Consider the following 15,288-nt stretch of genomic DNA (forward strand, 5'->3'; position numbering starts at 1 on the left):
TCCTGTGCAGAGAGGTGGACCGCGGGCGGGCGGGAGCGCGGTGGGGCCGCCGGGTCACGCCGGGCCGAGTTCGTTGTCGATGAAGGCGAAGACGTCGTCGGCGGACGCCTCTTCGAGCCGGCCGGTGACGGCGTCGGCGTCCTGGCCGAGGGTCTTGTCGAGGTCGTTGAGCAGGGTCCTCAGGCGCGCGGTGACCTGGCTCCGCTCGATGTCCTCGGCGGTGAGGGCGCCGAGCCGGGCGGCGATCCGGTCGACTTCGGCGGCGACGGCGTCCACGGAGGTGTCCGCGCCGGCGAGTTCGGCGCCCAGGTGTTTGACGAGGGCGGCGGGGGTGGCGTAGTCGAAGACGAGGGTGGCGGGCAGCGGCACCCCGGCGGCGGCGCTGATCCGGTTGCGCAGGTCGACGGAGGTGAGCGAGTCGAAGCCGAGGTCGCGGAAGGCGGCGGTGGGTTCGACGGCTCCGGCGTCGCCGTAGCCGAGGACGGCGGCGGCCTGCCCGCAGACCAGGTCCTGGAGGGCGCGTTCGCGTTCCCCGCCGGTGAGTCCGGCGAGCTTCTCCGCGAAGCCGGCGGCCCGGTCGGCGCCGTCCGGGCCGCCGGTGGCGGGCCGCGCCCCGGGCAGGGCGTCCAGCAGCGGGGCGGGGCGGCCCGCGGTGAACGCGGGGGCGAACACCGACCAGTCGACGTCCGCGACGGTGACGGTGGTGTCGCCGCCGTCGAGGGCCCGGCGCAGCGCGGTGAGCGCGGCGTCGGGGTCGAGCGGGGAGATGCCCATGGCCCGGGTGGCGGAGCGGACCGTGCCGTGCGCCGCCATGCCGTCGCCGTCCCACGGCCCCCAGGCGACCGAGGTGGCGGGCAGGCCGGCGGCGCGCCGGTGTTCGGCCAGGGCGTCCAGGAGGGCGTTGGCGGCGGCGTAGTTGGCCTGGCCGGCGCCGCCGACGGTGGCGGTGAGGGAGGAGAACAGCACGAACGCCGACAGGTCGAGGTCCGCGGTCAGTTCGTGCAGGTGCAGGGCGGCGTCCGCCTTGGGGGCGAGGACCCTGGCGAACCGGTCGGGGGTCAGCGCGTCCAGGACCCCGTCGTCGAGGACCCCGGCCAGGTGCACGACCGCGGTCAGGGGGTGTTCGTCCGGTACGGAGCCGAGGAGCGCGGCCAGGGCGGCGCGGTCGGAGACGTCGCAGGCGGCGAGGGTGACCGCGGTGCCGGCGTCGGTGAGCTCCCGGGCCAGGGCGGCGGCGCCGGGGGCGTCGGGGCCGCGGCGGGAGACGAGCAGCAGGTGGTCGGCGCCGTCGGCGGCGAGCCGGCGGGCGACGGCGGTGCCGACCGCCCCGGTGGCGCCGGTGACCAGCACGGTGCCCGTCGGCTGCCAGGGCGTGCCGGCGCGGGCCGGGGCGGGCTCCAACCGCCGTCCGTGGGCGCCGGATTCGCGGATGACGATCTGGTCCTCGCCGCCCGCGTCGCCGAGCAGTTCGGCCAGCCGGGCGAGGGTGCGCGGACCGGGTGCGGCGGGCAGGTCGATCAGGCCGCCCCACCGGTCGGGGTGTTCCAGGGCGGCGACCCGGCCCAGGCCCCACAGCCCGGCCTGGGCGAATCCGGTGACGGCGTCGCCCGGTCCGTGGGCGACGGCGTCCCGGGTGACGCACCACAGCGACGCGTCCGGTCCGGCGTCCCCCAGGGCCTGGAGGAGGGCGGCGGCGGTGGCCGTCGGCGTCGCCGGGCCCGGCAGGAGGAGCACGCCGTCGGCGGTCCGGCCGGTGAGCGCGGCCGCCAGCGCGGCGCGGTCGGCGGTGTCCGGCACGGTCAGGGCGCCGACGTCCAGTCCGTGGCCGGCGAGTCCGTCGAGGACGGCGTGGGTCCACGGGTCGTCGGCGGCGGACTCGGGGACGACGGCCGTCCAGGTCCCGCCGCGCGCCGGTGCTGCGGCGGGGGCCAGCGGCTGCCAGGCGACGCGGTGGCGCAGCGCGTCGGCGGCGGCGTGGGCCCGCCGCCGGCCGTGCCAGGCGGCGAGGGCGGGCACGACGGAGGCGACGGAGGTCTCGTCGTCGAGGCCGAGGGCGGCGGCGACGGCGGGGACGTCCTGCTCGCGCACCAGCTCCCAGAACGGGTCGTCGGCGTCGCCGCCCGAGCGGCCCGCGGCCGAGCGCTCGGCCTGGAGGATGGGGGCGTCCTCCCAGTGCCGGTCCCGGCGGAACGGGTAGGTGGGCAGGTCGACGGTGCGGCCGCCGGCGAACACGGTCCGCCAGTCGGGGCCGGCGCCGGTGAGGTGGAGGCGGGCGAGGGCGTCGGCGAGGGCGGCGTCCTCGGGCCGGTCGCGCCGCTGGGCGGCGATGGCGTCGGGGACCGTGTCCTGCGCCATGTTGCTGAGCACGGCGTCGGGGCCGATCTCCAGGAAGCGGGTGGCGCCCTCGGCCACGAGGGTGGTGATCCCGTCGTGGAAGCGGACCGCCTCGCGCACGTGCCGCACCCAGTAGTCTGCGGAGGTCAGGTCGTCGGCGATCCGGCCGGTGACGTTGGAGACGACCGGCAGCGCGGGTTCGTGGAACGTGAGACCGGCCAGCACCTTCCGGAAGGGTTCCAGCATCGGCTCCATGCGGTGCGAGTGGAAGGCGTGCGACACCTTCAGCCGGGTGCTCTTCCCGGCCTTCGCGGCGACCGCGAGGACGGCGTCCTCGTCGCCGGAGACCACCACCGAGCGGGCGCCGTTGACGGCGGCGATGTCGACGCCGTCGGTGAGGAGCGCGGTGACCTCGTCCTCGGCGGCGAGCAGGGACACCATCGCGCCGCCGCCCGGCAGGTCCTGCATGAGCCGGCCGCGGGCGGCGACCAGGGCGACCGCGTCCGCCAGGTCCAGCACCCCGGCGACGTGGGCGGCGACGACCTCGCCGATGGAGTGTCCGGCGAGCAGGTCGGGGCGGACGCCCCAGTGCTCCAGCAGCCGGTACAGGGCGGTCTCGAAGGCGAACAGCGCCGCCTGGGTGTGGACGGTGCGGTGCAGCGGCGCGTCGGCGGCCCCGGCGCCCTCGTCGGGGATCTCGAACATGACGTCGCGCAGCGGCCGGTCCAGGTGCGCGTCGAACGCGGCGCAGATCTCGTCGAGGGCGGCGGCGAACACCGGGAACGCGGCGTGCAGGGTGCGGCCCATGCCGGGGCGCTGCGAGCCCTGTCCGGAGAACAGCACGGCCAGCCTGCCGGGTTCGGGGACGGCGGCGGGCGCGCGGGTGCCGTCGGCGATCTCGCGGAGGGCGTCGAGGAGTTCGTCCCGGTCGCGTCCGGTGACGGCGGCACGGTGTCCGAACGCGGTGCGGGCGGTGGCGAGCGTGTGCCCCACGTCGTACGGGTCGAGGCCGTCGGCGGCGGCCAGCAGCCGCTCCGCCTGTCGGCGCACGGCGTCGGAGCCCTTGCCGGACAGCAGCCACGGCACGACGGGCAGCGCGGCGCGCGGCGGGGCGTCGTCGCCGTCCGGGGCGGGCGGGGCCTCCTCCAGGATGGTGTGCGCGTTGGTGCCGGAGATGCCGAACGAGGAGATTCCGGCGCGGCGCGGCCGGCCCTCGTGCTTCCAGGGGCGGGGCTCGGTGAGGAGTTCGACGGCGCCGGCGGACCAGTCGACGGCGGTGGTGGGGGTCTCGACGTGCAGGGTGCGGGGCAGGGTGTCGTGGCGCAGCGCCATGACCATCTTGATGACGGCGCCGACGCCCGCGGCGGCCTGGGCGTGGCCCATGTTGGACTTGATGGAGCCCAGCCACAGCGGCCGGCCGTCGGGGCGGTCCTGCCCGTACGCGGCGATGACGGCCTGGGCCTCGATGGGGTCGCCGAGGGTGGTGCCGGTGCCGTGCGCCTCGACCGCGTCGACGTGGTGCGGGGCCAGTTGGGCGTCGGCGAGCGCCTGCCGGATGACGCGGACCTGGGCGGGTCCGCTGGGCGCGGTCAGTCCGTTGGACGCGCCGTCCTGGTTGACGGCGGAGCCGCGGACGACGGCGAGCACCGGGTGGCCGTTGCGGCGGGCGTCGGAGAGCCGTTCCACCAGCAGCATGCCCGCGCCCTCGGCCCAGGCGGCGCCGGCGGCGTCGTCGGAGAAGGAGTGGCAGCGGCCGTCGGGGGACAGCGCCCGGCGCTCGCTGAACTCGATGAACATCTCGGGGCTGGCCATGACGGCGGCGCCGCCCGCGAGCGCGAGGGAGCACTCGCCCTTGCGCAGCGACTGGATCGCGGTGTGGAGGGCGACCAGGGAGGAGGAGCAGGCGGTGTCCATGGTGATCGCCGGGCCCTCCAGTCCGAGGGTGTAGGCGATGCGGCCGGAGACGATGCTGCCGGAGATGGTGCCGCCGAGGTAGTCGTGGTGCATCAGTCCGACGAAGACGCCGGTGGGGGTGCCCTTCACGGCCGTGGGGTCGATGCCGGCCCGTTCGAACGCCTCCCAGCTGACCTCCAGCAGCAGCCGCTGCTGGGGGTCGGTGCCGGGCGCGTCCTTGGGGCTGATGCCGAAGAAGGCGGGGTCGCATTCGGCCGCGTCGTACAGGAATCCGCCGTGGCGCACGTAGGTGCGGCCCGGGGAGCCGGGTTCGGGGTCGTAGATGGCGTCGACGTCCCAGCCCCGGTCGGTGGGGAAGTCGGAGACGACGTCGCGGCCCTCGTCGACGACGCGCCACAGGTCCTCGGGGGTGCGGATCCCGCCGGGGTAGCGGCAGCCCATGCCGATGACGGCGACGGGTTCGTGGTCCTGCTCCTCCAGCTCCCGTACGCGGCGGCGGCTGCGCTCCAGCTCCGTCGTGGCCCGCTTCAGGTAGTCGCGGAGCTTGTCGGCCGTGGCCGGGGCTTCCATCACAGGGCTCCCAGTTCGTTGTCGATCCTCGCGAAGAGTTCTTCGTCGCTGGCTTCGCCGAGGTCCCCCGGCGGTACGGGCGCGGCGTCGCGGCCGTGGGCGTCACGGGCGTCGTACCAGCCGCGCAGCAGCGCTTCGAGGCGCGCGGTGACGCGGCCGTGGCTGCCGTCGCGGTCGGGCAGGGCGAGCAGTGCCGCCTCCAGCCGGTCCACGTCGGCCAGGGCGGACCGGGCGAGGTCGGCCGGTCCGGGCACGAGTTCGGTCTTGAGGTGGGCGGCGAGCGCGTGGGGCGAGGGCTGGTCGAAGACCAGCGTCGCCGGGAGGGTGAGGCCGGTGGCGCGCGCGAGGAGGTTGCGCAGTTCGACGGCGGCCAGCGAGTCGAAGCCCATCTCCTGGAAGGCGCGCCCGGGGTCGACCGCCTCCGGCGAGGGGTGGCCGAGCACCGCGGCGACATGGGTGCGGACCAGCTCGACCAGGGCGCGGTCGCGTTCCGGGTCGGGCAGGGGCGCGAGCCGTTCGCGCCAGTCGGCGGCCGGGGCGGCGGCGGTGGCGGCCCGGCGGCCGGGTGCGGGGCGGACGAGGCCGCGCAGCAGGGCGGGCACCCCGTCGGGGCGGACCCGTACGGCGGCGGCGTCCAGCCGGACGGGGACCAGGACCGCGTCCTCGGCGCCGGGCGCGGCGTCGAACACGCGCAGCCCCTGGGCGGTGGTCAGCGGCGGCAGCCCGAGGCGGCGCAGGCGTTCCAGGTCGGCGTCGCCGATGCCGGCGCTCATGCCGCCGCCCGCGCCGTCGCCCGGGGCCCACAGCCCGTAGGCGAGGGAGACGGCGGGCAGGCCGAGGGCGCGGCGATGGGCGGCGAGGCCGTCGAGGAAGGTGTTGGCGGCGGCGTAGTTGGCCTGGCCGCCGCCGACGAGGTGGCCCGCGGCGGAGGACAGCAGCACGAACGCCGTCAGGTCCAGGTGCGCGGTCAGTTCGTGCAGATGCCAGGCCGCGTCCACCTTGGGGCGCAGCACCCGCGCGACCCGGTCGGCGTCGAGGGCGGTGAGGACGCCGTTGTCGACGACGCCCGCGGCGTGCACCACGGCCCGCACCGGGTGCCGGCCGAGCAGGGCGGCGAGGTCGTCGCGGTCGGCGACGTCGCAGCGGGCGAGGACGGCCTCGGCCCCGAGCGCGGCGAGTTCGTCGCGCAGGGCGGTGGCGCCGGGCGCGTCCGCGCCGCGCCGTCCGGCCAGCAGCAGGCGGCGCACCCCGTGCTCGGTGACGAGGTGACGGGCGATCAGGGCGCCGAGGCCGCCGGTGCCGCCGGTGACGAGGACGGTGCCGTCCGGGTCCCAGACGGGCGGGCCGCCGGGCTTGGCGCGGGCCAGGCGCGGCACCCGCACCTCGCCGTCGTGCAGGGCGATCTCCGGCTCGTCCGCGGCGAGGGCCGTGGCGAGAGCCGTCGCGAGGACGGAGACAAAGGCGGAGGGAGCCGTTCCGGGCGCGGCGGTGCGAGCGGCGCCGGGCGCGGCGGCCGGGGCCGTGCCGGGCGCACCGGTCCCGTCGGAGCCGATCAGCAGGAAGCGGCCGGGGTTCTCGGCGGCGGCGGCGCGCACCAGGCCGAACAGCGGGGCGTGGGCGAGGTGGTCGCCGCGCAGCAGCACGGCGAGCCGGCGGCCGGTGAAGCGCGCGTCGGCCAGCCAGTGGCGCAGGGCGTCCAGCGTGGCGCCGACCAGCTCCCGGGCCCGGGCCGGCAGGTCGCCGCCGGCGCCGGGGTCGGGCGGCACGGCCAGCACGACCGTGCCGGGGATCGCGTCCTTGTCGTCGTACGCCGCGGCGAGGGCGGCCAGGTCGCGATGGCGGGGGCCGCCGAGTCCGAGGTCGGCGCCGCACACGGCGAGGTCCGACGGCAGCGGGTTCGGCGTGCTCCCCGCTGTCGGCGCCGGGACGAACTCGACCCGGTACAGCGGGTCGTCGGCGTCCCCGGCGAGCTGGTCGGCGGAGACGGGCCGGGCCACCAGGCCCCGGACGGTGGCGACGGGCGCGCCGTCGCCGTCCGCGAGGTCGAGGCGTACGGCGTCGTCCCCGGCCGGGGAGAGCCGCAGGCGCAGCCGGTCGGCGCCCGCGCCGTGCAGGGTGACGCCGCTCCAGGCGAACGGGAGCACGGCCTGGCCGCCGGGCAGGTCCAGCAGGTTGACGTGCAGGGCGGCGTCCAGCAGCGCCGGGTGGACGCCGAAGGCCGCGGCGGTGGTGCGCGCGCCGTCGGGCAGGGCGGCCTCGGCGTACAGTTCGGCGCCCCGGCGCCACATGGCGCGCAGTCCCTGGAAGGCCTCGCCGTATCCGTAGCCGGTGCGGGCGAGTCCGGGGTAGAGCCCGGTCAGGTCGACGGGTTCGGCGTCGGCGGGGGGCCAGGCGTCCGGGACGGCCGGGGGCGCCTCGTCGGGGGCCTCGGCGGTCAGGACGCCGCCCGCGTTGCGGGTCCAGGGGCCGTCGGGGGTGTCGGCGCGCCGGGACCAGACGGTCAGTTCGCGGCGTCCGTCGCGTTCGCCGTCGACGGCGACCTGGACGGCCACGGCCCCCTGTTCGGGCAGGGTCAGCGGGGCGTGCAGGGTGAGTTCGGCCACCGTGGAGCAGCCGGTGAACTCGGCCGCGCGCAGGGCCATGTCGACGAAGGCGGTGCCGGGCAGCAGGACGGTGCCGTGGACGGCGTGGTCGCGGAGCCAGGGGTGCGAGGAGAGCGACAGCCGTCCGGTGAGGAGCGCGCCCCGGGTGTCGGGCAGTTCGGTGGCGGCGGTCAGCAGCGGGTGCCCGGTGGCGTTCTGTCCGAGGCCGTCGGCGTCGCCGGAGCCGCCCGCGGCGCCCTCCAGCCACAGCCGGGTCCGCCGGAAGGCGTAGGTGGGCAGCGCGACGGGACGGGCACGGTGGGGGGCGTGGAACGCCGGCCAGTCCACGGAACGGCCGGAGGAACCGGCGGAGCCGGAGGCGTCCAGCCGGGCCACCGCGGTGACCAGGTCGTACGCCTCGTCGCCGGCGCGGCGCAGGGTGGGCAGGCACACGCTGTCGGCGGGGAGGCAGTCGCCGGCCAGGGCGGTGAGCGCCGCGTCCGGGCCGACTTCGAGGAACGCCCGCACGCCCAGGTCGTGCAGGGCGTCGAGGGCGGGGGCGAAGCGGACCGGGCGGCGGACGTGCTCCACCCAGTAGTCGGGGGTGGCGAGGTGGGCGGGGTCGGCGGGGGCGCCGGTGAGGGTGGAGACGAGCGGTATCCGCGGCGTCCCGTACGCGCACCGGGCCGCGGCCTTCGCGAACTCGGCCAGCATGGGGTCCATCAGCGGCGAGTGGAAGGCGTGCGACACCTTCAGCCGCTTGCTCCGCCCGAAGCGGGCGGCCAGCGCGTCGACGGCCTCGGCCTCGCCCGAGATCACCACCGAGCGGGGGCCGTTGACGGCGGCGAGACCGACCCGCCCGTCCAGGTATGGGGCGATCTCCTCCTCGGTCGCCCGGAGCGCGGCCATGGCGCCGCCCGGGGGCAGGGCCGCCATCAGCCGGCCGCGGGCGAGCACGAGGTCCACGGCGTCCGGGAGGGACAGCACGTCCGCGACGTGGGCGGCGGCCAGTTCGCCCACGGAGTGCCCGGCCAGGTGGTCGGGGGCCGGCCCCCAGGACTCCAGGAGCCGGTAGAGGGCCACCTCGGTGGCGAAGATCGCGATCTGCGCGTGGTCGGTGCGGGTCAGCGACGCGGCGTCGCCGTCGATCAGCTCGCCCAGCGGGCGTTCGAGGCGGGGGTCGGCGAGCGCGCACACCGCGTCGAACGCCTCGGCGTAGACCGGGTACGCCCGGTACAGGGCGCGGCCCATGCCGACGCGCTGGGACCCCTGACCGGTGAACAGGAAGGCGGTCTTGCCGCCGACCGGGGCGAGGGGGGCCGCAGCGGCCAGCGCGTCCAGGAGTTCGCCGGTGTCGCGGCCGACCGCGACGGCGCGGTGCTCGAAGCGGGTGCGGGCGGTGGCCAGGGACAGCCCGATGTCCGCCGGTCCGACGCCCGCGTGCCGGGCGGCGGAGTGTCCGGTGAGGTGGTCGCGCAGCCGGGCGATCTGGGCGGCCAGGGCCTCGGGGCTGCGGCCGGTGACGATCCACGGCACGGGGGTGGCGGTGCGCGCCCCCCGGGCCGGACCCGCGCCGGGCGCGTCCGCACCGGCGGCCGGCAGGCCCGTGCCGTCGGCGGGGCCGGGCGTGTCCGCATCGGCGGCGGCCGGCGCGTCCATGCCGTCGGCGGCCCCCGTCGTATCCGCGGCGGACGTGTCCGGGCCGGGGGCCGGGGGCCGGTCCGGGCCGTCGGCGGGCGTCGGCCCGGTGTCGGCCGGCGCCTGTTCCAGCACGACGTGCGCGTTGGTGCCGCTGATGCCGAAGGAGGAGACGGCGGCGCGGCGGGGTCGGCCGGTGTCGGGCCAGGGGGTGCGCTCCAGGGCCAGTTCGACGGCTCCCGAGTCCCAGTCGACCCGGTCCGTGGGGGCGTCGACGTGCAGGGTGGGCGGCACCTCGCCGTGGCGCATGGCCATGATCATCTTGATGAGCCCCGCGGCGCCCGCGGCGGCCTGGGTGTGCCCGAGGTTGGACTTCACGGACCCCAGCAGCAGCGGGCGGTCGGCGGGGTGTTCGCGGCCGTACGTGGCCAGCAGCGCCTGCGCCTCGATCGGGTCGCCGAGGGAGGTGCCGGTGCCGTGCGCCTCGACCACGTCGACGCCGTCGGCGGTGACCCCGGCGGCGGCCAGCGCCTGGCGGATGACGCGTTGCTGGGAGGGGCCGTTGGGCGCGGTGAGCCGGCTGCTGGCGCCGTCGGAGTTGACCGCGCTGCCCCGGACGACGGCGAGCACCGGGTGGCCGTTGCGCCGGGCGTCGGCCAGGCGTTCCACGAGGAGCATGCCGACGCCCTCGCCCCAGCCGGTGCCGTCGGCGGAGGCGGAGAACGCCTTGCAGCGGCCGTCCGGGGCCAGCCCGCGCTGGCGGCTGAAGTCGACGAACGTCTCCGGGGTGGACATCACGGTGACCCCGCCCGCCAGGGCGAGCGAGCACTCGCCCGACTGGAGCGCGCGCACCGCCCAGTGCAGGGCGACCAGCGAGGAGGAGCAGGCGGTGTCGACGGTGACGACCGGGCCCTCCAGCCCGAAGGCGTAGGCCACGCGCCCGGAGGCGACGCTCGCCGCGCTGCCGTTGGCGAGGTAGCCGTCGAGGTCCTCGGGGACGGCGTCGAGCCGGGTGGCGTAGTCGTTGTACATCACGCCGACGAACACGCCGGTACGGCTGCCGCGCAGCGAGGCGGGGACGATCCCGGCCCGCTCGAACGCCTCCCAGGAGGTCTCCAGCAGCAGCCGCTGCTGCGGGTCCATGGCGAGGGCCTCGCGGGGGCCGATGCCGAAGAAGTCGTAGTCGAAGTCGGCGGCGTCGTGGAGGAATCCGCCGGTGCGGGCGTAGGTCCTGCCGGGCCGGCCCGGCTCGGGGTCGTACAGGGCGTCCACGTCCCAGCCGCGGTCGCCGGGGAAGTCCGACACCGCGTCGGTTCCCGTCGACACCAGGTCCCACAGCTCCTCGGGCGAGGTGACGCCGCCCGGGTAGCGGCAGCCGATGCCGACGACGGCGATGGGCCCGTGGGCGCGTTGCTCGTTCTCGCGCAGCCGGCGCCGCGCCTCCCGCAGGTCCGCGGTCGTCCGCCTGAGATAGTCGAGCAGTTGCTCTTCGGTGTTCACCAGCGCGCCGTCCGATCGAGATCGAAAGTGGGCCTCGGTCCTGCGGGCTGCCCCCGGACCGTCTCCGGGGCGGGCTCCCTGTCCCCGCTTCCCGCTCCGCCGCCGGAGGCCGGGGCCGTCCCGTCATCCGCGGTGGACCGGCGCCCGGCGTCGGCCGCGAGGGATCGCGAGGCGGGGGGAAGCCCGCACACCGGGTGCATGCGGGCGGTTCCGACAACGCGGCGAGACGCCGCGGCCGTCGTCGGGCGCTCGCCGGGGATTACGGGAGCGACATTAGGCAGGGGGGCTCGGCGCCTGATACCCCTACGGCCCCCAGGTGCCCCCCCAACCGGTACGGGTACGGAGCCGGACTCCGTACCGGCACGGGGCCGGCCGGAGTCAGGAGGCCGCCGGAGTCAGGAGCGGGGCGGGACAGCGCCGGGCGGGATCGGGAGCCGGGCTCGACGCGGGAACTGGAACCCGGCCCCGAGCGGGGACGCCGAAACGGAACCCGGCCCGGCGCGGGCGCCGGAACAGGACACGGGCCCGACGGGCTCCGGGACGGCGGCGGGAGCGCCCGGACGTGACCTGATTCACGCGCGCCGCGGCGTGTTTCCATTCTTCACCTCCCCGTAAATTCATCGGCCGAGTAAAACCCTCGCCAAGCAGGCACTATGGGCACGGAGGGCCCGCAAGGGCCTGGTTGACAACGTTGGCATCGCTCTATAGCGTCTCTGGCCTCCATGCCCGAGAAGCCGTAAAACTGTCCCGGAATGCCCCGACGAGCCGGATCGATTCACGCCATAACCGGCTTGAGATGGGGCTTTTCCGGACCTGGACTCCGCACCACCGAGGAGAACCGGAGCACGAAAGGGCCGTCCACGGCGACGACGGTCCTCGCACCACTGCGAGAAAGGCAGGACGCCGGACCAGGGCCGGTTCCGGTGGACCACTCCTGCCCCGGCACCAGCGATTCCGCAGGCGTAGTTGGACACAGGGGGGAACACCATGCGCCTTTTCGACCGCTCCAATGATTTGCACATACTTAACGAGGCGTTTACCGAGAGCGCGCACGGAAACGGCCGACTGGTGATCATCACGGGTGGCCCGGGCTCCGGGAAGACGCGACTCCTGCATGAATTCCTCGACACTCCGGACCGATTAGGAGCCCGCATACTGCAGGGCACGGTGTGCCCCACCGAACAAAACCAGCCGATGAGCCTGTTGCGGAAATTGCTGCGCAGCCACGGGGTGGAGCCCGCGCCCTCGGCCCTGGTACGCCCGGCGGGGCGGCCCCGGGAGACCGTCCCGCCGTCCGGGGGGCACCGGCGCAGGGCGGCGCGCGCGGATCCGGAACAGAGGACGGCCGAGGCGCTGCTGCGGCTCGCCGAGGGCGAACGCCCCCTGGTGGTCGCCGTGGACGACGCCCACCTCATGGACCGGGTCTCGCTGCGCGCCGTCGTCCATCTGCTGCACCGAAGCCGTTTCCGGCGGATCCTGGTGGTGTGCGCGGCGTCCGGCCAGCCCGACGCCGCCCGCTCGGTCGCGTACACCGAGCTGATCCGCCAGCCGCACCGCCGGGTGCGCCTCGGTCCTCTGTCGGAACGGGGAGTCGGCGAGCTGATCGCCGCTCAGACCGGTTCGCCCCGGCCCGCCGAGGTGGGCCGGGCGTTCCACCGGGCGACCGCCGGCAACCCGCTACTGGTGCACGCGCTGCTCGACGACAGTGCTCGTTTCGGCCATCAGCTCGAACGGCCCGTCGCCAGCACCGCGTACCGTCAGGCGGTGCTGTCCCTGGTGCACCGCGGCGAGCCGCGCCACATACGGGTGATCCGGACGCTCGCCGCGCTGGCCGCCCCGACCTCGGTCGCGATCGTCGCCCAGCTCGCGGACACCCCGCCGGCCGGCGTCGAGGAGGCGGTCGAGGCCCTCAACTCGGTCGGGCTGCTGAACGGCCCTGTCTTCCGCCACCCGATCGCGGCGACCGCCGTGCTGGAGGACATGGACCCCGCCGCCCGGGCCGAGCTGCACGCGCGGATCGCCCGGCTGCTGTACCGCTGCGGCGCGCCCGCCCGTGACGTGGCCCGTCATCTGCGCGCCGCCGACCGGGTCCCGAACCCCTGGGGCGCGGGGGTGCTGCGCACCGCGGCGGAACAGGCCCTGGCGGCGGACGACGTGGAGCTGTGCAGCGGGTACCTCCAGCTGGTGCTGCGGGACTGCGCCGACGAGCGGGAGCGCAACGTGCTGTCGGCCGCCCTCGCGCGGGCGGAGTGGCGCACCAACCCGGCCGCGGCGGGCACCCATCTGGAGCCGCTGCGGCGGGCCGCGCTGGACGGCGCCCTGAGCACGCGCGACACCGCCAGCGTGCTGCGGCACATGCTGTGGCAGGGCGACACGGAACTGGCCGCCGAGACCGTGGCCGCGCTGGTGCCCGCGCGTTCCCCGGACGACGCCCGGATCCTGGCCGAGGTGGAGTTCGTACGGCAGTGGTTCTACGGTGTCGCGCTGCCCACCAGAACCGCGCACCCGGCCGGGCTCGACCCGCGTGGACACGTGTCGGCCTGCCGGAGCGGCGGACTGGCCGCCCAGGTCGCCATGCTGGTCGGCGGAACCGCCACCGACGAATCCGCGGCGGCGGTGGCCCAGGCGCTCCAGGGCCATCAACTCGACCATCTCAACCTGGAGTTGGTGGCGATGGCGCTGCTCGCGATCGCCCACGCGGACCGGCCCGCGGTGGCCGCGGAGGCGTGCGACGCGCTGCTGGAGTGCGCCGCGGAGCGGCGGGCGACCACCTGGCAGGCGCTGCTCGGCAGCGTCCGGGCGGAGATCGCCCTGCTGCGGGGGGACATGACGACCGCGGCACAGGGGGCCCGGCGGGCGCTGGGCAGCCTGCACGACCAGAGCTGGGGGGTGCTCGCCGGTCTCCCGCTGTCCACGGCGATCTTCGCGCACACCGCGATGGGCTCCTACGACGAGGCGGAGGAACTGCTCAGGCGGGACGTTCCGGAGCCGATGTTCCGTACCGTCTTCGGCATCCAGTATCTGCGGGCCCGGGGCCACCACTATCTCGCCACCGACCGGCCGTTCGCGGCCCTGAACGACTTCGAGACGTGCAGCCAGCTGATGCGGCAGGGGAATTCGAGCCTGCAGAAGGGCATCCCCTGGCGGTCCGACCTGGCCCTGGCCCATCTGCGGATCGGCAAGGCCGGAACGGCGCGGAAGTGGGCGGAGGAGCAGCTGAGGCTGCCCGGCGGCCACAGCTCCCGGGCCCGGGCGATGGGGCTGCGCATGCTGGCGGCGACCAGCAAGCCGCATCGCCGGACCACGTTGCTGCGCGAGACGGTCGACCTGCTCAAGGCGTGCGGCGACCAGCACACGCTGGCCCAGGCGTACGCCGATCTCTCCGCGGCCCACTATGAGCTGGGCGAGTACGCGCGGGCCCGCCTGGTCGCCCGTCAGGCGGCCCGCGAGGCGGAGGCGTGCAGCGTCGAGTCCCCGGTCGACGCGCATCTGCTGGAGGACCCCGCCGCGCAGTCGGAGGCGTCCGCGGCGAAGGGCGACCCCGCCCTGCTGAGCGACGCGGAGTGCCGGGTCGCGGGCCTGGCCGCGCTGGGCTACACCAACCGCGAGATCAGCGGCCGGCTGCACGTCACGATCAGCACGGTGGAGCAGCACCTCACCCGCGTCTACCGCAAGCTCAACGTGGCCAGCCGGTCCGAGCTGCCGTCGAAGATGCTGGAGCACCGCATCCCGAAGCTGTCCGACCGCTGGGCCACCACCCACTCCCCCGCCGGCTGACCACGGGCCGTACGCGGTGGGGCCACCGGCGGCTCGGACCGCGTACGACCGGATGGGCTGGCCGGGTACGACCGGGCGGAGCGGAGCGGCCGCGCGCCCGGGGGCGGGGCTGCCGCGCGGCCCGACCGGGGGATCACGTTCCCCGGCCGGGCCGCCCGTCGGACTACCCGGCCCGTCGGGCCGACAGGCCCGTCGAGGCGCGGGCCAGCGCCACGGTGGCCTGCCGCAATTGCGCACGGGTCCGCCTCAACTCGTCCTCGACCCGCACCAGTTCGCTACGCACCGCCGCCACCGGGCGGAGTTCGCCCCGGCGGCAGGCGTCCGCCCGCTCCCAGGCGTCCGCCCAGCCCTGAAGCTGCTTCCCGGTGGCGTTCCCGCAGTGCCGGACGAAGTTCAGCAACAGGTCCTTGGCGGGCATCCGTCCGCGCAGCACCGCGCCGACGGTGCTCCTCGGCAGCAGGCTCACCCTGGTTCCGGCGTCCACATAGGCCCTCTCTTCCAGTTCCCGCAGCGTGGGATTGCCGTTCTCCCGACGCAGATGCTCCATCACGCGGATGAGCTGCGAGGGCTCGGTGATGAACTGCGGCGGCACCACCACGCGCGGCGCCCCGCCTGCGCGGCCGGACACCTGGCGGTCGGCCCGGACGCCAGCAGACCCGCGGCGATCAGCAGGACGACGACCACCACGACCACGGCCGGCCCCGGCAGCGGTTGGCCACCGGTCACCGCCGGGGTCTCGACGCAGTTCGCCCGCGCGGGCTCGCTCTTCTTCAATTCGCATGCCTCCTCGGCTCGTTGCCACTCGACACCGAGGCTCCCGAGCGTCGTCCGCCGGCCTTGCAGAGCCGAGGGACAGGGAGCCCCGCCTTACCTTCGAGCCCTTCAACGAGCGCCGACAAGGCCATTCTCCCGCGCCGTTTCATCCTGTCCCGGCTCTTCTGAAACGCGCCGTGACCGTTTCCGCAGGCCGTTC

Annotated in this window: 5 protein-coding genes; 1 reads left to right on the plus strand and 4 read right to left on the minus strand. The window is 76.1% G+C overall.

The features are described 5' to 3' along the window. Positions 1–54: 54 nt before the first annotated feature. Both WA762_RS16235 and WA762_RS16240 read right to left on the minus strand, forming a co-directional pair. On the minus strand, positions 55–4,818 hold the full coding sequence (locus WA762_RS16235) for a type I polyketide synthase (protein ID WP_335936424.1): 4,764 nt from the start codon (positions 4,816–4,818) through the stop codon (positions 55–57). Then, entirely contained in the window at positions 4,818–10,538 is a 5,721-nt protein-coding gene (locus WA762_RS16240; RefSeq protein ID WP_335936426.1) for a type I polyketide synthase, read from the minus strand. Before WA762_RS16240 ends, WA762_RS16235 begins: the two co-directional genes overlap by 1 nt. Before the next feature lie 987 nt (positions 10,539–11,525). On the opposite strand from WA762_RS16240, the gene WA762_RS16245 reads away from it, so the two are divergent. Further along, a complete protein-coding gene (locus tag WA762_RS16245; RefSeq protein WP_335936428.1) occupies positions 11,526–14,315 on the plus strand; it encodes a helix-turn-helix transcriptional regulator in 2,790 nt (929 codons plus the stop codon). A gap of 163 nt (positions 14,316–14,478) precedes the next feature. On the opposite strand, the gene WA762_RS16250 is transcribed toward WA762_RS16245, so the two are convergent. Both WA762_RS16250 and WA762_RS16255 read right to left on the minus strand, forming a co-directional pair. Beyond that, positions 14,479–14,862 (minus strand): hypothetical protein, encoded by a 384-nt coding sequence (locus WA762_RS16250; RefSeq protein ID WP_335936429.1) that lies wholly within the window; start codon positions 14,860–14,862, stop codon positions 14,479–14,481. Continuing rightward, on the minus strand, positions 14,862–15,089 hold the full coding sequence (locus tag WA762_RS16255; RefSeq protein WP_335936430.1) for a hypothetical protein: 228 nt from the start codon (positions 15,087–15,089) through the stop codon (positions 14,862–14,864). The genes WA762_RS16250 and WA762_RS16255 overlap by 1 nt, the downstream gene beginning before the upstream one ends. Positions 15,090–15,288: the final 199 nt, after the last annotated feature.

This window comes from Streptomyces tyrfis, from assembly GCF_037034285.1.
Taxonomy (GTDB): domain Bacteria; phylum Actinomycetota; class Actinomycetes; order Streptomycetales; family Streptomycetaceae; genus Streptomyces.

Coding starts and splice junctions, on each gene's coding strand:
- WA762_RS16235 (WP_335936424.1), bottom strand. CDS start 4,818: ATGGAAGCCCCGGCCACGGCCGACAAGCTCCGCGACTACCTGAAGCGG.
- WA762_RS16245 (WP_335936428.1), top strand. CDS start 11,526: ATGCGCCTTTTCGACCGCTCCAATGATTTGCACATACTTAACGAGGCG.
- WA762_RS16250 (WP_335936429.1), bottom strand. CDS start 14,862: ATGGAGCATCTGCGTCGGGAGAACGGCAATCCCACGCTGCGGGAACTG.